Here is a 19,054-nt window from a genome sequence, read left to right on the forward strand (position 1 = left end):
ACGACACCGGGTCCTGACTTTCGTCAGGACGACAGCTATCTGGCGACGGTAAAGAGGACTTTTACCAGAGAACGTAAAAAGCAACGGCGCCGGCGATAACGTCGATCGCGATCACGGCAATACCGGACAGGCGTTTTTCGAGGAAGACACCCAACGCCCAGAACGCGACGAGGAATGCGGTACAAACCGCCAGCAGGCGCAGATAGGAAACATCGTCGGCAACCCACAACAGGACCGCCGTCGCCACCAGCAGCAGCAAGAACTGCAGCCCGGCGAAAATATTGGCCTTCAGCGGCAGCGGCGGATCGTAACGACGCGCAGCCTGCTCCAGATCGAAGGCCGGTCCGCTCGCCTGCGCGTAGTCGGGCAGCCAACCCGGCGCCTTGAACCAGACGCGCAGCTTGTCTTGCCAGTGCGGCAGCGTCGCGGCGGTCTTCGCCAGTTGCCAGTAGCCGCCGACCACGGCCCAGACCGGATCCCAGCTTTGCAGCTGTGTGCGCGTGCCGTAGACGCACTTCTCTTTTTCTTCTGCAAAGGTGCCGAACATGCGGTCCCAGATCACCAGCATGCCGCCGTAGTTCTTGTCCAGATACTGGTCGTTGACGGCGTGATGGACGCGGTGATTCGAAGGTGACGAAAACACGCGGTCGAACCAGCCCAGCTTGCCGACATGTTCGGTGTGAATCCAGAACTGGTAGATCAGCACGATCAGGCCGGCGATGCCGAACTGTTCCGGCGACACGCCCAAGACCGCCATCGGCAGATAAAACAGCCAGCCGATGAAGACCACGGTGCTTTCCTGGCGCAAGGCGGTGGACAAATTGAAGTCCTGGCTCTGATGATGAACCGAATGCGCGGCCCACATCACGGCGCTTTCATGGCCCATGCGATGCAGCCAGTAATCGAAGAAGTCGAACAGCACCACCGCCGCCACCCAGCCAAGCGTGGTCTGCCAGAAGCGCGCATGCGGAAAGATCGCCACGAAGCGATACACGATCGAATACATGCCGATCTGGAACAGTTGAGTAACCAGCGCCACCAACTGGCTGATCAGGCCCTGGCTCAGGCTGCTGATGGCGTCGTTCAGGCGATAGGTATTGCGCCGGCGGATATAGCCGTAGGCGAACTCCACCCCGATGAGCACAAAAAACAGCGGGATGACGTAGACGATGATCTTTTCCATGAGGGTATCTGCAAGTGCCGCAAAGCAAGAATGCGCGCAAAAACAGGCGCAGAGCGACGGCGATAGGATACCCGGTATTAGAATATGTTGCAGCGCGCAACGTAAATGCGCTAGTTGGTTTTAGTAATTGTGGGAGACGAACAACGTATCAGGAGGGAAATACGATCCGCCGGGCAATACCGTGAATTGCTCCGGATGCTATTCGCCCTTTTGCGGCTGCGCGATGGTGCGCAGTTGGAAACGACCGTCGTTATTGAACAACCAGGTCTCGGACAACTCGATGCGACCGTTGCTCAGCAAGGCGACCGGCGGCTTGGGGAAAGGCGCGGTATTGCGCAAGGTCGCCAGCGCGGTGGCTTCCGTGGTCTTGTCCTTGTTGGTGCGGATGATCTCGCTGCGCACCAGGTTGCCGTCCTTGTCGACCACATACTTGATCACGATCACCGAGCGCAGCAGCGCCTGCGGCCTTTCGATGTGCACCTTGGTGGAATTGACGCGCGAGATGCGCTGGGCCAGATCGGTCTTGTAATCGTCCAGCGAATTGGCCGTCGAGGTGCCGTCGGGCGTGGTCTTGACCTGCTCGATGATGTCTTTGGCGGTGGCGTCGCGGTTGGCTTGCGTATCGGGCTTTTGCACCGTGCAGGCAGCCACCAGCCCGGCGCCGAGCGCCGCTGCAATCCTGATCGCTGTTTTGCCTGTTCTGTTCAAGAGGGCCGCCTGTCGAATAAGCTGAAAGTCACGTTTCCTCGACATTAGACCATACAGGACGCGCAATTCGTTCCGGTATATTTGCAAACGATTGTTGCCGGCAATTTGCCCTGCAATATTGCCGGCGAAACATCTCCGGAAGCACCTGCGGATACTTGGCAAACTGACCTCATCCATAACCTGATCCTATAGGTGGAATCCACTCCATATATAACACCGCAAGTGTCATCCAGCTGTCATATTTGCTACGTAATATCCGCTCACTTTCTGGCCGAACCCGGCATAGTCTCCACGAAAGAATGTGATGCCTACTTCGTTACCGCGCTCCGCCGCTTCTGCCGACGCCGCAGCCGCCGGCTCTTCTGCGAACCCTTCCGCCGACGCTTTCCTGTCGATCCGTACGATACAAAAACGCTTCGGCGCGTTCACCGCGCTGGACCATGTATCGCTCGACGTCAGGCAAGGTGAAATGGTCTGCCTGCTGGGCCCGTCCGGCTGCGGCAAGACCACCCTGCTGCGCACCATCGCCGGCCTGGAAAAGCAGGATAGCGGCAGCATCCATGCTCACGGTCACGACATCTCTCATCTGCCGCCGCAGTCGCGCGACTATGGCATCCTGTTCCAGTCGTATGCGCTGTTCCCCAATCTGACGGTCGCGCAAAACGTCGCTTACGGCCTCAACAGCCGCCGCATGAACCGCGCCCAGATGCAGCAGCGCGTGACGGAAATGCTGGACATGATCGGCCTGGCCGGCAGCGAAAAGAAATTCCCCGGCCAGCTCTCCGGCGGCCAGCAGCAGCGCGTGGCGCTGGCGCGCGCACTGGCGCCCTCGCCGTCGCTGTTGCTGCTGGACGAGCCGCTGTCGGCGCTGGACGCGCAAGTACGCGAACACCTGCAACTGGAAATCCGCCGCCTGCAAAAGCAATTCAATATCACCACGCTGATGGTCACGCATGACCAGGAAGAAGCGATGGTCATGTCGGATCGCATCGCCATCATGCACCACGGCCGCATCGAACAATTCGACACGCCGGACCGCATCTACCGCCATCCGGCCACGCCCTTCGTCGCAGACTTCATCGGCCAGGCCAACTGGCTGCCGTTCCAGCGCCTGTCGGCGCACCAGGTCAGCGTCGGCGCATTGACCCTCAGCATTGACGAAGCATCGCGCCAGGGCAATGCCGGCGTCAGCATGGAAAACGGCGCCGGCCGCCTGTTCTGCCGTCCGGAAGCCATCGACGTGCAACCGGCGGCCGATGCCTCGAACCGCTTTTCGGCGCGCGTGGTCGACCAGATCTATCTCGGCAACCGCTACCGCATGATGCTGGAACTGGATGAATTGCCGGGCCAGCGCCTGATGGCCGACGTCGCCGACGAAGTCCGCTCCCGCCTGCCGGACGTCGCCGCAGAGAGAATGTGGATCGCCCTGCCGCAACGCGCCTTGCATCTGTTTTCCTGAGCCGCATGAGCACCTCCATCCAGACCACCGCGCTGCCCGAGCCCGCCATGACGACGACGCCCGCAGCCGCCAATTCCACCGCCGCCACAGCGAAGCCGCTGAAGGCGCTCAATCTCGATGCCCTGACGTCGGGCGGCCTGAAGTATTTTCTGCTGGCGCTGCTGATGCTCGCCCTGGCGCTGCCGCTGGCGGCAGTGCTGGGACAGGCCCTGTTCGATCACGGCGGCGCCTGGGCCGGCATGGCGCCCTGGAGCAAGCTGGTCGCCAATCCCAACTTCTTCCCCATGGTAGCGCGCAGCGTCGGCGTGTCTGCCGCGACGGCGTTGCTGGTGGTGCCGCTGGCCTATCTGTTCGCCTACGGCCTGCAACGCACCCTGGCGCCGTTCAAGGGCCTGTGGCGCGCCATCGCCCTGCTGCCGCTGCTGGCGCCCTCGCTGCTGCCCGGCATTGCGCTGATCTACCTGTTCGGCAATCAGGGGCTGTTCAAGGAATGGATGAACGGCAGCATCTACGGTTTCTGGGGCATCCTGCTGGGCGAAGCCTTCTATACCTTCCCGCACGCCCTGATGATTCTGCTGTCGGCGCTGTCGCTGGCCGATGCGCGCCTGTACGACGCCGCCTCGGCGATGGGAGCCAACAGCTGGAAAACCTTCCGCACCGTGACCTTGCCGGCCACGCGCTACGGCATCTTCGGCGCCTTCTGCCTGGTCTTCACGCTGACCATCACCGACTTCGGCGTACCGAAGATCGTCGGCGGCGCCTTCAGCGTGCTGGCGGTGGAAGCCTACAAGGCGGTGGTCGGCCAGCAGCAGTTCGACCGCGGCGCGCTGATCGGTTTGCTGCTGCTGATTCCTGCATTGCTGACTTTCTTCATCGACGGCTGGCTGCAGAAACGCCAGCGCGCGCAAATGAGCAGCCGCGCCGAAGTGCTGGTGCCGCGCCGGCAATGGCGTCGCGATAGTGTCTACACGCTGATCCTCATCCTGATCAGCGGCGCGCTGCTGATGATGATCGCGGTGGCCGTCGGCGCCTCGCTGGTGAAGCTGTGGCCGTACAACCTGAAGCTGACGCTGATGCACTACGACTTCGACAACATGGACGGCGGCGGCTGGCTGGCCTACTGGAACAGTCTGCGCCTGGCCATCGGCACCAGCATCGTCGGCACCGCCGTCATTTTCACCGGCGCCTGGCTGATGGAAAAAACGCGTTCCAACCGCCTGCTGGACACCTCGCTGCGCTTTCTGGCCTTTCTGCCGATGGCGGTGCCGGGACTGGTGCTGGGGCTGGGCTTCGTGTTCTTCTTCAACCACCCGGCCAATCCGCTGAACTTCCTCTACGGCAGCATGACGATCCTGGTGCTGTGTTCGGTGATGCACTTCTACACCACTGCGCATCTGACCGCCGTCACGGCCTTGAAGCAGATCGATCCCGAATTCGAAGCCGCCTCGGCCTCGCTCAAGGTGCCGCTGCTGAAGACTTACCTGCGCATCACCGTGCCGCTGTGCCTGCCGGCCGCGCTGGAGATCTTCCGCTACCTGTTCGTGTCGTCGATGACGACGGTGTCGGCGGTGATTTTCCTCTACAGCCCGAATACTGTGCTAGCGGCGATCGCCGTGCTGAACATGGACGACGCCGGCGATGTCGGCCCCGCCGCCGCCATGTCGACGCTGATCCTGCTGACCTCGATTGCCGTGTCGCTGCTGATGCACTGGGGGCTCGGTTACTGGGTGCGGCGCGCCCAGGCCTGGCGCACCGCCGGCAAAAAGCATTAAAGAAGCACTGATTTTTTTCGTTCGTCGTTTTACTTTTCCACCACAAGAAAGCAACCATGAAACCTACAACCATTCTGAAACTGCTTGCTTCCGTTCTGGGTGCAGGCGCTCTGCTGTCCGCGCATGCAGCGACCACACTGACTGTCTACACGGCACTGGAAGCCGATCAGATCAAGGCTTATCAGGCCGAGTTCGAAAAGAGCAATCCGGACATCGAAATCAAATGGGTGCGCGATTCCACCGGCATCGTCACCGCCAAGCTGCTGGCTGAAAAGGCCAATCCTAAGGCTGACGTGATCTGGGGCCTGGCTGCTTCCAGCCTGGCGATCCTCGACAAGGAAGGCATGCTGACGCCTTACGCGCCGAAGAATCTGGCGGCGATCGAAGCCAAGTACCGCAGCCCAGCCAATCCGCCGGCATGGGTCGGCATGGACGTCTGGGGTTCGGCCATCTGCTTCAACACGGTCGAAGCGCAAAAGCAAGGCCTGCCGAAGCCGACTTCGTGGGCTGACCTGACCAAGCCGGTCTACGCAGGCAAGATCGTCATGCCGCATCCGGCCTCTTCCGGCACCGGCTACCTGGACGTCACGGCATGGATCCAGATGATGGGCGAAGACAAGGCATGGGCCTACATGGACGCGCTGCACAAGAATATCGGCCAGTACACCCACTCCGGCTCCAAGCCATGCAAACAAGCCGCCACCGGCGAATTCCCGATCGGCATCGCGTTTGAATACCGCGCCGTGAAGACCAAGAAGGAAGGCGCGCCTATCGACATCATCCTGCCGTCGGAAGGCCTGGGCTGGGATCTGGAAGCGACCGCCATCGTCAAGGGCACCAAGAACCTGGACGCCGCCAAGCGCCTGGCTGACTTCTCTGCCAGCAAGGACGCCATGATGCAATACGAAAAGAACTTCGCCGTTCTGGCCGTTCCCGGCATCGCCAAGCCTGATCCGCTGCTGCCGGCCGACTACGAAAAGCGCCTGACCAAGAACGACTTCGTCTGGACCAGCACCAACCGCGACCGCATCCTGACCGAGTGGAGCAAGCGTTACGAAAGCAAGGCTGAAAAGAAGTAATCAGCGGCAGTAAATTGCAGTAAGCGAAGCAAACGAGATGAAGCAGGACGGCAGGTTCGTCCGCTTCATCTCCCGATTGTTTTCATGAACACTCTCCTGCGCATTGATTTACGAGAGCGTTCATGCAAACAAACCGGTAACCCGGGTACATCACAGCAAGCGTATTGAGGACATCAGATGGGCAACACCAACAAGGATCATATCGACGTCGCCGTCGTCGGCTCGGGCATGCTCGGCCTGGCGCACGCCTTCGCCGCAGTCAAACGCGGCCTGCGCGTCGTGGTATTCGAACGCAGTTCGGCGCCGATCGGCGCATCGATCCGCAATTTCGGCATGGGCCTGGTCACCGGCCAGCCGCCGGGCGTCATGATCGGCCTGGCCAGGCAAAGCCGCGAACTGTGGCTGCACCTGGCGCAGCGCGCCAACTTTAGCGCGCGTGAAGCCGGCACCTTGCTGTTCGCCCGCACCGCGGCCGAACATGCGGTGCTGGAAGAATTCATGATCGTGCGTGCACGCCAGCACGGCTACGACGTCTCGCTGCTGGAAGGAGCGCAGCTCGAAGCGCTGTACGGCGGCCATTTCCGCCATCATCGCTCCGCCCTGCACGGCACCCAGGATTTGCAGCTGTATTCGCGCGAAGCGATACCGGCGCTGGTGTGCTATCTGCAATCGCAAGGCGTGCAATTCCATTTCAATACCCTGGTCAAGGAAGCGCGCGACGGCCATCTGTCGACGACCGCAGGCGAGTTCCGCGCCGAGCGCACCATCGTGTGTTCCGGCCACGATTACCAGACGCTGTTTGCGGACAAGCTAGGCGAACTGAATCTCAAGGTATGCCGCCTGCAGATGCTGCGCGCGGCATCGCAAGAACGCTTCCCGCTGACGCATGCCGTGCTGACCGGCTTGTCCTGCACGCATTACGGCGCCTTCTCCGATCTGCCGAGCGCAGCCGGCGTGAATGCTGAAATCGAAGCCAAGTATCCGGTGCTGAACCGTCACGGCATCCACCTGCTGGTCAGCCCGACGCCGTATCAGGAACTGATCATCGGCGACTCGCACTACTACGGCGTCGATGCGCCGCCGTTCAACAATGAAGAAATCGACAAGCTGATGATCGGCCTGGCGGAAGATACCCTGGGCGTGAAACTGAATGTGCTGGAACGCTGGCAAGGCGTGTACGGCAGCAAGGGACCGGGACCGTTCTCGGCAACGAAGATCGACGACAAGACGACGGTGGTGCTGATGCATACGGGCATCGGCATGAGCGTGGGATTGGGGTTGGGCGAGCGCGTCGTGAGCGCTTTGGTTGACGGCACGGCGTTGCCGGATCCTGCGGTCGATAAAAACTGACGCAACGAATCGCCAACGCAGTTCGCAATTGAAAATACTGTCGTCCTGACGAAAGTCAGGACCCAGCGTCGTATTGACCGTATTCACGACACTGGGTCCCAGCGTACGCTGAGACGACGGTCATCTTTGCCAGATGTCTCAGTCCCGCGCCAACGCCTCGGCATGCAACCACTTGCCCCTGCGGCACAAGTCATCAGTCACATCCAGCACCAGCCGCTCCACCGCCGCCGCTGCATTCGTCAGCGGAATATTCTTCGACGCGCATAAGGCCAGCGTGCGCACCATGCGTTCGCCGCTGATCGGGTAGGCGATCATGTCGCCGCGTTCGATCTCGGACAGCAAGGGCGCCACCGGCAAGATGGTCGCGCCGATATCGGCCAGGATTGCCGACTTCAGGATCGCCACCGAGTTGATCTCGATCACGTTTTCCAGCGACATGCCGTGCGAGCGCACCACGTTTTCGATGCGCGGCCGCACGCCGTGCTGCAAGCCCGGCAGGATCAGCGGCGCCTTGATGGCCTTGGCCAGCGTGACCGATTTGCTCTTGCCTTTTCCTTCCTTCACACCGTACTGCGAATCGGCGCGGGTGATGTACATCATCTCTTCTTCCACCATTGGCGTGCAGGCAAACGGCGACAGTTGGCCGTCGTCGAACAGCACCGCCAGATTGATGCGGCCCGACTTGAGCTGGACGATCAGGTTGCCGGTCAGCTCTTCGGTGAGCAGCAAGGTGATTTCCGGATAGGTGGCGCGAATCGCCGTCAGCAGCGGCAAGGCCAGCGCACCGGAGACGCTTTGCGGAATGCCCAGCGCGACCGTGCCGGAGGGCTTGTCGTTGGATTGCGCGACCGCCGACTTGGCGTCGATGACTTGCTTCAGGATCGCTTGCGCGTGTTCGTAAAAGGTTTTGCCGGCGTCGGTGGCGATCACGCCTTGTGCCGAACGATGCAGCAGCTGCGCTTCCAGCTCTTCTTCCAGCTGGCGGATCTGCTGTGTCAGCGCCGGCTGGGCGATGTGCAGCACGCGCGCTGCGCGCGAGAGCGATCCGTGATCGACGATGGCGACGAAATATCTGAGTTGGCGCAATTCCATGCAGCTTGTTTCGCAGTCTTAAGTTGTTATTTACATTTACAGAAAATCGTTTTACAAACCGGGCCGGCTGTTGAACATCCGGCTGCGCGCATTTTCGATATGCCCGCGCATGGCGCGCCGCGCGCCCTCGGCGTCTTGCCGCTTGATCAGTTCGAAGATGTTGCGATGCTCGTCCATGGCGTCCTGGGTGCGCTTCCAGGGCTGGATGTGCATCAGGTGGCGCAGCATGTTGACGGCGTGGCTGACGTCGTATTCCAGCGTCTTGAGCACCTGCACGAAGCGCAGGTTGGCAGTGGCCGTGGCGATCGCTTCGTGGAAGGCGAAATCGAAATGGTGGGCGATGCCGCCGACGGCATTCGCTTCTTCAAAGCCGGTCAGCAGCTCGTCCATGCGCGCCAGGTCGGCCGTACTGCGGCGCAGGGCCGCCATGTAGGCGCACTCCGGCTCGATCACCATGCGCAGCTCAAGCCCGTTCATGATGTGGCCGATGCGCTCGGACGGCTCCGCATTGGCGGGCTTGCCGGCCAGCTCGGGCTTGTCCATGACGTAGGTGCCGGAACCGCGCCGCGACTCTACCAGTTGATCTTCGCGCAGACGATCCAGCGCCTGGCGCACGATGGGGCGCGACACGTCGAACAGGGTCGCCAGGTCGTTCTCGGAAGGCAGGCGGCTGCCGACAGTGATCTTGCCTTCGACGATGGCGTGAAAGAGATTTTCGTAGACCCGTTCGGCGAAACGCTCCTGACGCACCGGTCCCAATCCGGCGGCGGCCAGCGCCAGCGCATCGGTGGACAGTTGGGCGGCCCGCGTCAACGGCAACGCGGAAGCCCGGATGCTGACAATTTTTGCGTCCGGATTGCGGTCTTGCTGGTCGCCTGGCGATTTCGGCATGGCGCGTCTCCTGTCGGATTTTATGATTACTGCGCATGGTAGCCGATTTCCAGCCGGTCCATAAGTAGGCCTTATGCCCCGGCAAAGCCGACTACGCACCGGCCAAGTAGTAATATAAGTTGACATCTTTTGATCTGCAACATACATTGAAAGCCAAGCGAGACGGTGGCGGGCTTTCCGACCATCGTCCATAAAACAAAAACGACAGGAGACAAACGGTCCGGCCCGATGGCTGCGACGGTGATATCTTCTGCCGTCCATTGTTTATCGAAGCCAACCATGAATCAGCCGCACAATCTGCACAATCTGAATCAGCAGTCCTATCTGCAGCAGTTTTCTCTGAACGGAAAGATTGCCCTCGTCACCGGCGCCGCACGCGATATCGGGCTGGAAATTGCACGCGCACTGGCAGGCAGCGGCGCGCACGTGATCCTCAACGGCCGCAATGCCGAGACGCTGGCCGGCGCGGTGCAAAGCCTGACTGCGCAAGGACTGTCCGCCGCCGCCCTCGCCTTCGACGTGACCGACAAAACCGCCGTCAAGGCGGCCTTTGCGCAGATCGCTGCCCAACACGGCCGCCTCGACATCCTCGTCAACAATGCCGGCGTGCGCAATCGCAAGCCCCTGCTGGAATTCAGCGACGACGAGATCCACGCCATGCTGGAAACCAACCTGGTCGCCGGCTACACGCTGTCGCGCGAGGCGGCGCGCCTGATGGTGCCCAACAAGAGCGGCCGCCTGATCACCGTCACCTCGATTGCGGGCCAGATCGCGCGCTCGGGCGACGCCGTCTACACCGGCGCCAAGGCGGGACTGACCGGCATGATGCGCGCCCTCGCCGCCGAATACGGCCCGCTGGGCATCACCAGCAACGCGATTGCGCCCGGCGGCGTGGCGACCGAAGCCAACGCCGCCTCGATCGCCGATCCCAAGATCAACGCCCACTTCGCCACGCGCACGCCGCTGGGCCGCTGGGCGCAGCCGGCTGAAATTGCCGGCGCCGCTGTGTTTCTCGCTTCCAACGCCGCCTCCTACGTCAACGGCCATGTTCTGTACGTAGACGGCGGCATGTCGATCGCCATGTAGTTATGTCTTCAGTTATGCCTTCACAGAGAGGATCTTCCGAATCATGAAACAGCACTTCATCAACAACCGCTGGACCGCGCCGTCTTCCGGCGAAAGCATTCCCGTCACCGATCCGTCCGACGGCCAGGTGTTCGAATCGCTGGCGCGCGGCAACGCCGCCGACATCGACGCCGCCGTGCAAGCCGCGCGCAAGGCCTACGACAACGTCTGGAGTCGCACCAGCGCCGCCGACCGCAGCCGCCTGATGATGAAGTTGTCGCAAAAACTGGCTGAGCATCAGGAAGAACTGGCGCAACTTGAAGCCCGCGACTGCGGCAAACCCTTCAAGCAGGCGCGCGCCGACGCAGCGGCCATCGTGCGTTATTTCGAGTTCTATGCCGGCGCGGCCGACAAGCTGCACGGCGAGACCATCCCGTATCAGACCGGCTATACCGTCCTCACCCTGCGCGAACCGCATGGCGTCACCGCCCACATCGTGCCGTGGAATTATCCGATGCAGATCTTCGGCCGCTGCGTCGGCGGCGCGCTGGCAGCGGGCAACACCTGCGTGGTCAAGCCGGCGGAAGACGCCTGCCTGTCGCTGCTGCGCGTGGCCGAGCTGGCCGCCGAAGTCGGTTTCCCCGAAGGCGTGCTCAACATCGTCACAGGCTACGGCCATGAAGCGGGCGACCTGCTGGTCAAGCATCGCGACGTCGACCACGTGTCCTTCACCGGTTCGCCCAATGTCGGCAAGATCGTGGTGCGCGCCGCCGCCGAACATCACACACCGGTCACGCTGGAACTGGGCGGCAAGTCGCCGCAGGTGGTGTTCGCCGACGCCGATTTCGACGCCATGCTGCCGGTGATCGTCAACGCCATCGTGCAGAATTCCGGGCAGACCTGCTCAGCCGGCAGCCGCCTGCTGGTGCAGCGCAGCGCTTATGAACAAGTGCTGGAACGCGTCGGCGCCGCCTTCGGCAAATTGCGTGTCGGTTCGGCCGCCATGGACCTCGACTGCGGTCCGCTGATTCGCAAGACGCAGCAGGAACGCGTGGCCGGTTTCCTGCGCGAAGCGGCCGACAGCAAGATCCCGGTCGTGGCCCAAGGACGCATCGCCGACGGCGCGCCGGCAGGTGGTTTTTATCAGGCGCCGACCCTGTTGCGCGACGTGCCGTTTCAGCATCGCCTGGCGCAGGAAGAAGTGTTCGGCCCGGTGCTGGCGGCCATGCCGTTTGAAGACGAAGCCGACGCCATCCGCCTTGCCAACGGTACCGATTTCGGCCTGGTCGCCAGCGTCTGGACGCGCGACGGCGGACGCCAGATGCGCCTGGCGCGGGCGATCCGCAGCGGACAGGTTTTCATCAACAACTATGGCGCAGGCGGCGGCGTGGAGTTGCCCTTCGGCGGCGTCAAGGCCAGCGGTCACGGCCGTGAAAAAGGTTTCGAGGCGCTGTATGGCTTCACCGTCCTGAAGACCATCGCCATCAAGCACGATTGAAATAAAACTGAGCATCACCTACAACACAACAAGGAGAAGACATGCGATTGAAAGACAAAGTAGCCATCGTGACCGGCGCAGGTTCGGGATTCGGTGAAGGCATCGCCAAGAGCTATGCGCGCGAAGGCGCGCGCGTACTGGTGGCGGACATCAATGAAGCCGCCGGCAAGCGGGTCACGGACGAGATCGTTGCCGCAGGCGGCCAGGCGCGCTTCATCAAGTCGGACGTCTCCAAAAGCGCCGACATGGCGGCCATGCTGGCAGCCGCGCTGGATGCTTTCGGCGGCTTGCATATCGTCGTCAATAACGCCGGCACCACGCACCGCAACCGCCCTATGCTGGAAGTGGAAGAAGACGAGTTCGAGCGCATTTATGCCATCAACGTCAAGAGCATCTTCCTCAGCGCCAAGACCTTCGTGCCCTACTTCCGCAAGGTCGGCGGCGGCGCCTTCATCAACATCGCCTCGACCGCCGGCATCCGTCCGCGTCCGGGCCTGACCTGGTACAACGGCAGCAAGGGCGCGGTCATCACCACCAGCAAGTCGATGGCGGCCGAACTCGGCCCGGACAACATCCGCGTCAACTGCGTCAATCCGGTGATTTCTGCGACCGGCTTGCTGACGGAATTCATGGGCGTGCCCGACACCCCGGAAAACCGCAAGAAATTTACCGCCACGATTCCGCTGGGCCGTTTCTCGACGCCGGACGACATCGCCAACGCCTGCCTGTATCTGGGTTCGGACGAGGCATCGTTCATTACCGGCACTTGCCTGGAAGTGGATGGCGGTCGCTGCGTGTAAGCTGACGATACGCCGGCGAGCGGGAAATAATCGCGCTGACAGGACGCCTGTAAGGGTTTTGTCAGCGTTGGGCCGCTTTACGTTAAATCGGCAAAAATTGTGTCTATAATCACGCTGCAATAAAAAAACAAGAACCACAGTAATCAGTACTTAACGAAAGCACGGCCCGAAGAGACTGGCTTTTTATAACAACAAGACTGATCCATTTTTAATACGTATGGAGTGAGACATGTCGTATACCCCAGCACAAGGCATTGCCGCGTCGCCCGGCAACAATGTATCGTTTGAAGAAGCGACCTTTTCCAAGGTCACGTGGCGTCTGCTTCCCCTGCTGTTCCTCTGCTATGTCGCGTCCTACCTGGACCGCGTCAACGTCGGGTTCGCCAAGCTGCAAATGCTGCAGGACCTGAAATTCAGCGAAACCATCTACGGTCTCGGCGCCGGTATTTTCTTCATCGGCTATTTCATTTTCGAAGTCCCCAGCAACATCATCCTGCACAAGGTCGGCGCGCGGCTCTGGATCGCCCGCATCATGATCACCTGGGGCATCATTTCCGGCGCGATGATTTTCGTGACGACGCCTGAAATGTTCTATGTCATGCGTTTCTTGCTGGGTGTGGCCGAAGCCGGCTTCTTCCCCGGCGTGATCTTGTATCTGACTTACTGGTATCCGTCGCATCGCCGCGGCAAGATCACCGCGCTGTTCATGACCGGTATCGCGATTTCGGGCGTGATCGGCGGTCCGCTGTCGGGCTGGATCATGCATGCCTTCCCGGGCGTGCACGGACTGACCGGCTGGCAATGGATGTTCATCCTGGAAGCGATTCCTTCGCTGGTGCTGGGCGTGGTCGTGATCTTCTACCTGAAGGACCGCATCCGCGACGCCAACTGGCTGAGCGAAGAAGAAAAGCGCCTGCTGGAATCGCAAATCGCACAGGAACAAGCCGACAAGACCGAAGTGTCGCTGGGCCAGATGTTCGCCGACGGCAAGGTCTGGCTGAGCGCAATCATCTATTTCTGCTTCGTGATGGGCTTGTACGGCGTGAGCTTCTGGCTGCCGACCATCATCAAGACCACCGGCGTCTCGGATCCGCTCAACATCGGCTTGCTGACGGCGATTCCTTATGCCATCGCCGCCATTGCGATGATCATGATCGGCCGCAGCGCCGACCAGCAGCGCGAGCGTCGCTGGCACGTTGCGATCCCGGCCTTCCTGGGTTGCGTCGGCCTGCTGTTCAGCACGGTGTATGACCACAACACGCTGCTGGCGATGGCTTCGCTGACGCTGGCTGCGGTCGGCATCCTGACCACGCTGCCGCTGTTCTGGAGCCTGCCTACGGCGTTCCTGAGCGGCACTGCGGCGGCTGCCGGCATCGCGCTGATCAACTCGCTGGGCAATCTGGCCGGTTTCGTCAGCCCGTATCTGGTCGGCTGGCTGAAAGACGCCACCCAAAGCACCAACATGGGCATGTATGTGCTGGCAGGATCGCTGCTGCTTGGGGGACTGCTGACGCTGGCGGTGCCGGCCAAGCTGGTGAACAAGTAGTACGCGAAAGTAATACGCGAAACAGCACCAAAAGCAATACAGCAAAAAACGGCGGACTCCTTATCGGATCCGCCGTTTTTTCATCCTTGCAAGCGCGCTACCGCAGCGCCGGAATCGCCCCCAGCCAGAAGCGCAACTGCGCCGAACGGATTTCTCCCTGATCGCCGAAGTATTTACCCTGCCATTCATCGGGCTTGACGCTCAGCATGGTGTCGGCTGCCTTCTGCCCTTTTTCCTGCACCATCCAGCGCCATGAAAAGTGATCGTAGATATCGAGCACGTGGGTCGCGTAAGCCTGCGCCAGCGCTTGCTGCCCTTTGAAGATGGCGAGATTGTCGTCGTTGTCGTAAGACGCCTTGTAGCCGAGGTTATGGCTGCCGGTGACGACGACGCAGTTGTCGGAAAACGGATCGATGACCACGATCTTGTCGTGCGTGACGGCAAAGCCGGCGGAGAGGATTTCCTTCTGCCAGCCGGCGGGCACGACCGACGTCAGCGCCTTGGCCGAGATCACGCGCGGATCCTGTTTGCCCGGCGCATCACCCTTCTTGCGCTTGGGTGGCTCCACGCCTTGCAACTCATAGAGGAAGCCGGCCGCTGATGACGGATTGGTGACACAGCCGCGCACGAAGAGATCCTTGTTGGCCTTCTGCGCTTGCGCCACCCAATTGACGATGCTGGGCGTGCCCGGATAGAACGCCAGGAACAGCACGGCATGCTGCGCACCGGCGATCAATGCGGCGACTTCGTCAATGTCGGACGGACGCGCTTCGTTGCTCCGCGAGCGTCCGCGCGCTTTGGGCGTATTGGGAGAGAACCAGCTGGTCACGGTTGAGCTATCGGCTTGTTTGATCACTTTCGACCTGGCGTCCCAGGCGCGCAGCTTTGCGCCCTGCAAGGCCTTGGCGTCGTCGCCGGCGGCTTCAGTATCGGCTGCGAGCTGGTTCCAGTAGTCGAGATAGCGTTTTGCCAGCGCCGCATCGTCGGAGACGATGGTGTTGTTGGTTTGCGTGCACAGGCCGGTCGAGGTCCAGTTGGTCGAGCCGAACAATACCGCCTGCGGCTTGCCCTTGGCATCCACGTAGACCAGGAACTTGTTATGCGCAATGTGATTGGACGCCACCATGCGATCGATGAGAACGCCGGCCGTCTTGCGCAGGCGCTTGCGCGAGGCGTCGTTGCCGTCGGTGATGCCGCTGGCGCTTTGCTGGTCGCCTGCTTTGGGATTGGAAAGGATAAGGTGCAGCTTCTTGCCGGCTTTTTCCAGCGCGCCGATCAACTCGTCGTCGCCCAGTTCGTACAAGGCGGCATAGAGCGTGCCGCCCTTGCCTGCTCGCGCCACGAAATCCAGCAAGGCCGCGATCATGTCGCCGGCCAGGCTCTTGCGCATGGCGTTGCCGGGTTGCGCCACCATGTTCAGCAGGCTTTCCTTGTCGGGATGGCCATCCATGGCGCGCGAGACGCGTTGCGTCGAGATCAGGCCGCGATTGAAGTAGGCCTGCAAATCCGGCGCGATCTGCGGGCCCAGCGTGACTTCATTGGAAACGGCAAAGCCGACCCGCATCGGCGTGAGGTTTCCCGGCGTGCCTTCCAGCGGCACGATCTTGTAGCGGAAGCTGCGATTTCCTTTGCCGGCGATCAGACGGGCATAGGGATCTTTCCAGTAGAACTTCTGTATCGGAAATTGGGCGGTGGTCTGTGCAGGCACACGTTTGGTACCGGGAAACACGGCCATCGAAGGCAGCGCCGTTTCCTTGCCTTTGGCATCGATCCGGTACACCGCAAAACCCATGCATCCGGGCAGCTTGCGGCCATAACTCCATGCAATCACGACAACGTCGTTGTCGGCAAACGCTACAGCATTTTGCATACACACCTCCTATCCGAATGCCATCCGATCATCAGAAACCTGCGACGCACTGCCCTGCACTCATTCCTGCATAGCAAAGTAGCGCCGCCATATGACCGGACAATGACGGGAAAAGATTGGCCTGCTCAGGGCCGGATGTGTATTAAACGAAAAACCCGGGAGGATTTCGACTTGCAGCAAAACAAATAACGATGGATCGCATGCCCCGATCAGCGCGCCAGACGCCGCCAGACCTGTTCAAGCGCAGCCTCCAGGTTGGCGCCGTCGCCCTGCACCAGCCCGACGCCGTATTCCTTTCTGGTGACTGCTCCATCGAACAAGTCCACGCCCCAGACGACATCGTTTGCCGACGTCGACGGCAGCTTGTCCGGAAAACGCCAGACCGCATTGGCCAACCCGATGAGCTCGGCGACGTCGTCATCGCTCAAGGGCACGGTGCGGCTTTGCACTACCGCGAGCTTGTGCGTCTCGGTATTGAGCTGGGTGATGAAGCGCGTCATCTTGCGCTGGTCGATATCGACCGCTTCCCAATAACCGGCCGGCGTCGAAAAACTGCCGTTGGACAGGACCACGCCCCGGCGCGGAATCATCTCGGGCGGTATGCTGATCTTGCAATCGGTGCAGATTTTTTCCTTGACCGGCGCGTAGGCGGGCAAAGCGGATGTTGCTGCCTGCTGCGTGTTCTCAGTTGCGCGAGTGTTCGTCGCCATGCAAATCGCCGCCAATGCGATCGCCATGCTTGCCATGGCTGCGCGACGCAGTTGCTTGTTCGCTTTCATGTATTCCTTGTCGTGATTTGATCCTCTCAAGCAGAAAGGATGACGCTGTCAAAGACCGATGTACGTCGGATTGCGTCGCCGGAGGAAAACGCTGATGTTTTCGCGATGTTTTTATGACGTCGCAGCGGGAATCGACGATCGTGAATTCTCGTCCTCGCCTCAATGAAAAGAAACGCTGCGTGTCATCAGTTTACAGAATATTAATCCATTCGGGGTCGGCGTTGAGGCCCGCACCGGCGTCATAGCGGACTTGATACTTCCAGTAAGGACGAGTGTCATTATTCAGCGTTCTTGCCGGTAAACGACTATCTTTCCAAGGCAGATTATCCGCGGTTGCACCACCGGCAGGTATCTGTGCAGGATCCGGCGTGAAGAACGATGCCTTCATCTGCAAACCCGTAGCATACTGTGCCGCCAATCCATTGGCCATTGTACGCAGCATACCGCCTGCACCCGTGATGCCAGCTGGCAAAGCTTCTCCAGTTTGAACTGCGCCGGGCCTGTGATTAGCGTAGTGGTCGTTCAGTGTTGCCACCATGTTCGTGTAGAGGTTAGCACCCGTCATCCCAAATAAAGGAATAACTTCGTACCAAAGCGCGACATGTGCATCCAAGGTATCTTCGTCGGTACTTATCGCCTGAGCGTGAGCCGGCACGCCATTATTGTTAGCTAACGTAACACCGGTCAGCAATGACGCTGGAAACGTTGGAGGGTTGCCAACGACATAAGGCGTTCCCGCATTCGCGTGTCCGGCCCCGGCAATACCGATATTGTCTCCCCCTATGAGTAACGCGTCGAGGCTTCCCCCTGCCGATGTAAAGAAATTCGTGTGTAAACTATCTCCCAGAAAATTTTCCATATGTGATGCATGCCTGTTATTGAACCCGGGTGGGCCGAGCACTATGTTATTGGCATTGTTATTGGCATCTGAGGCAAGTGCGTGATGAATCAAATGCATGCGGGTGTAATTGTGCCCATTCTCGCCAATTCTCGGGTGAACATCTATTCTTGTGTTGACCCCGCCCCCAACACCACCTACAAGCGTGTAATTGTTCGGATCCAGAGTCGCCCATCCAAGCGTATCTGCGGGGTCTGAATCGGCATCATAACTACACTCCGTTGCTATCTCGGCTTGATTGGGATGGAAAGCCGTGACGCCCGTATTGGTCAGACTTCCCGCCACATACCGCGCAAAGTTGCCATTTGGCGCCACCTTTGCAAGTTGTACGATACGATTGCCAGCCGAATAAGCGGAGGCTGTTTGGGTGTTATCCGCCTTCCTTTGTAAGGCACCTTCCGCGACGCCCGCTTTGGCCCCCATGATATCGGCCTCAGACTCCAGTCCGACATCATCATTCACGGACATCCCATCCCTCATCTGCATGGTCGGCTGCACTCGCCCCTGCGCCTGCTGCACCACATGCCATGCCTCATGCGGTAAATGCCGCTCCTGCCCCGGTGCGACATGGATGTCGCTGCCCTGCGCATAGGCATGTGCATTCAGTTGCGCCGGTTGCGGCGAGTTGTAATGCACTTTTACACCGTCCAGCGATATGCCGGACAGCGATTCGATGCCGGATTTGAGATTGTCGGGCAAACCCGTCTGATTGGGCCGGGTTTCGGGCTGTGTTTCCAGTTGCACCGGCATCGCCGAGGAAGATTTTCCTTGCAACGTTTTTTCTTCGTCCTCTTCGAGACGCTGCACCACCTCGAATTTTCCTTGCAGCGGCGGCTCTTCGTCCTTCGTTTTCTGCTGAACGGCAGCGTTCGAGAACCCACCCCTGATGCTGTCCATCTCCGCTTTTTGCTGTATCGCCTGAGGGCCGTCATTAGCCAATTCGATCAATTTTTCCTGCTCCCCCGCTATCGGACGATTATCGGAAAAATCCGGTTGCGCCTTCGCTTGCCGGACGGGTGACGGCGGGATTCGATCACCGGCGGCAAACACTGATGTTCTCATGA

The 19,054-nt window shown here is 60.4% G+C and carries 15 protein-coding genes; 8 read left to right on the forward strand and 7 right to left on the reverse strand.

Annotated features, from left to right (window positions below):
- Window positions 1–61 precede the first annotated feature (61 nt).
- Together AKL25_RS16535 and AKL25_RS16540 are read right to left on the reverse strand one after the other, a co-directional pair.
- The gene (locus AKL25_RS16535; RefSeq protein ID WP_050478792.1) at window positions 62–1,183 is read right to left on the reverse strand and encodes a sterol desaturase family protein; all 1,122 of its coding nucleotides are present in this window, start codon (window positions 1,181–1,183) and stop codon (window positions 62–64) included.
- 198 nt (window positions 1,184–1,381) lie between these two features.
- A complete protein-coding gene (locus AKL25_RS16540; RefSeq protein ID WP_420840718.1) occupies window positions 1,382–1,861 on the reverse strand; it encodes an energy transducer TonB family protein in 480 nt (159 codons plus the stop codon).
- Between the two features lie 334 nt (window positions 1,862–2,195).
- Here AKL25_RS16540 and AKL25_RS16545 point away from each other — a divergent pair, with 334 nt between their 5' ends.
- From AKL25_RS16545 to AKL25_RS16560, 4 genes are all read left to right on the forward strand, one after another.
- A complete protein-coding gene (locus tag AKL25_RS16545) occupies window positions 2,196–3,350 on the forward strand; it encodes a putative 2-aminoethylphosphonate ABC transporter ATP-binding protein (protein ID WP_050478793.1) in 1,155 nt (384 codons plus the stop codon).
- A gap of 5 nt (window positions 3,351–3,355) precedes the next feature.
- On the forward strand, window positions 3,356–5,122 hold the full coding sequence (locus tag AKL25_RS16550) for a putative 2-aminoethylphosphonate ABC transporter permease subunit (RefSeq protein WP_050478794.1): 1,767 nt from the start codon (window positions 3,356–3,358) through the stop codon (window positions 5,120–5,122).
- A 56-nt stretch (window positions 5,123–5,178) separates the two neighbouring features.
- On the forward strand, window positions 5,179–6,201 hold the full coding sequence (locus tag AKL25_RS16555) for a putative 2-aminoethylphosphonate ABC transporter substrate-binding protein (protein ID WP_050478795.1): 1,023 nt from the start codon (window positions 5,179–5,181) through the stop codon (window positions 6,199–6,201).
- A 177-nt stretch (window positions 6,202–6,378) separates the two neighbouring features.
- Window positions 6,379–7,551, forward strand: a complete 1,173-nt coding sequence (locus tag AKL25_RS16560) for a TIGR03364 family FAD-dependent oxidoreductase (RefSeq protein WP_050478796.1) — start codon at window positions 6,379–6,381, stop codon at window positions 7,549–7,551.
- A gap of 138 nt (window positions 7,552–7,689) precedes the next feature.
- Here AKL25_RS16560 and AKL25_RS16565 read toward each other — a convergent pair whose 3' ends face one another.
- Window positions 7,690–8,643 (reverse strand): LysR substrate-binding domain-containing protein, encoded by a 954-nt coding sequence (locus AKL25_RS16565; protein ID WP_050478797.1) that lies wholly within the window; start codon window positions 8,641–8,643, stop codon window positions 7,690–7,692.
- A gap of 51 nt (window positions 8,644–8,694) precedes the next feature.
- Window positions 8,695–9,534 (reverse strand): FadR/GntR family transcriptional regulator, encoded by an 840-nt coding sequence (locus AKL25_RS16570; RefSeq protein WP_240475770.1) that lies wholly within the window; start codon window positions 9,532–9,534, stop codon window positions 8,695–8,697.
- A gap of 279 nt (window positions 9,535–9,813) precedes the next feature.
- Between AKL25_RS16570 and AKL25_RS16580 the strand changes: the two genes are divergently transcribed.
- The 4 genes from AKL25_RS16580 (at window position 9,814) to AKL25_RS16595 (ending at window position 14,443) form a co-directional block, all read left to right on the forward strand.
- Window positions 9,814–10,620, forward strand: a complete 807-nt coding sequence (locus AKL25_RS16580) for an SDR family oxidoreductase (RefSeq protein WP_050478799.1) — start codon at window positions 9,814–9,816, stop codon at window positions 10,618–10,620.
- A 43-nt stretch (window positions 10,621–10,663) separates the two neighbouring features.
- Entirely contained in the window at window positions 10,664–12,097 is a 1,434-nt protein-coding gene (locus AKL25_RS16585; RefSeq protein WP_050478800.1) for an aldehyde dehydrogenase family protein, read from the forward strand.
- Between the two features lie 41 nt (window positions 12,098–12,138).
- On the forward strand, window positions 12,139–12,897 hold the full coding sequence (locus tag AKL25_RS16590) for an SDR family oxidoreductase (RefSeq protein WP_050478801.1): 759 nt from the start codon (window positions 12,139–12,141) through the stop codon (window positions 12,895–12,897).
- 229 nt (window positions 12,898–13,126) lie between these two features.
- On the forward strand, window positions 13,127–14,443 hold the full coding sequence (locus AKL25_RS16595) for an MFS transporter (RefSeq protein ID WP_050478802.1): 1,317 nt from the start codon (window positions 13,127–13,129) through the stop codon (window positions 14,441–14,443).
- 97 nt (window positions 14,444–14,540) lie between these two features.
- On the opposite strand, the gene AKL25_RS16600 is transcribed toward AKL25_RS16595, so the two are convergent.
- The 3 genes from AKL25_RS16600 to AKL25_RS16610 form a co-directional block, all read right to left on the reverse strand.
- Window positions 14,541–16,313, reverse strand: a complete 1,773-nt coding sequence (locus tag AKL25_RS16600) for a phospholipase D-like domain-containing protein (RefSeq protein ID WP_050478803.1) — start codon at window positions 16,311–16,313, stop codon at window positions 14,541–14,543.
- 209 nt (window positions 16,314–16,522) lie between these two features.
- Window positions 16,523–17,092: a hypothetical protein gene (locus AKL25_RS16605; protein WP_050478804.1), complete on the reverse strand. Its 570-nt coding sequence runs from the start codon at window positions 17,090–17,092 to the stop codon at window positions 16,523–16,525.
- A 190-nt stretch (window positions 17,093–17,282) separates the two neighbouring features.
- Window positions 17,283–19,052 carry an eCIS core domain-containing protein gene (locus tag AKL25_RS16610; protein WP_240475771.1) on the reverse strand — a complete coding sequence of 590 codons (1,770 nt, stop codon included), beginning with the start codon at window positions 19,050–19,052 and terminating at the stop codon, window positions 17,283–17,285.
- Window positions 19,053–19,054: the final 2 nt, after the last annotated feature.

Source organism: Herbaspirillum rhizosphaerae (assembly GCF_001189965.1).
Taxonomy (GTDB): Bacteria; Pseudomonadota; Gammaproteobacteria; order Burkholderiales; family Burkholderiaceae_D; genus Herbaspirillum; species Herbaspirillum rhizosphaerae.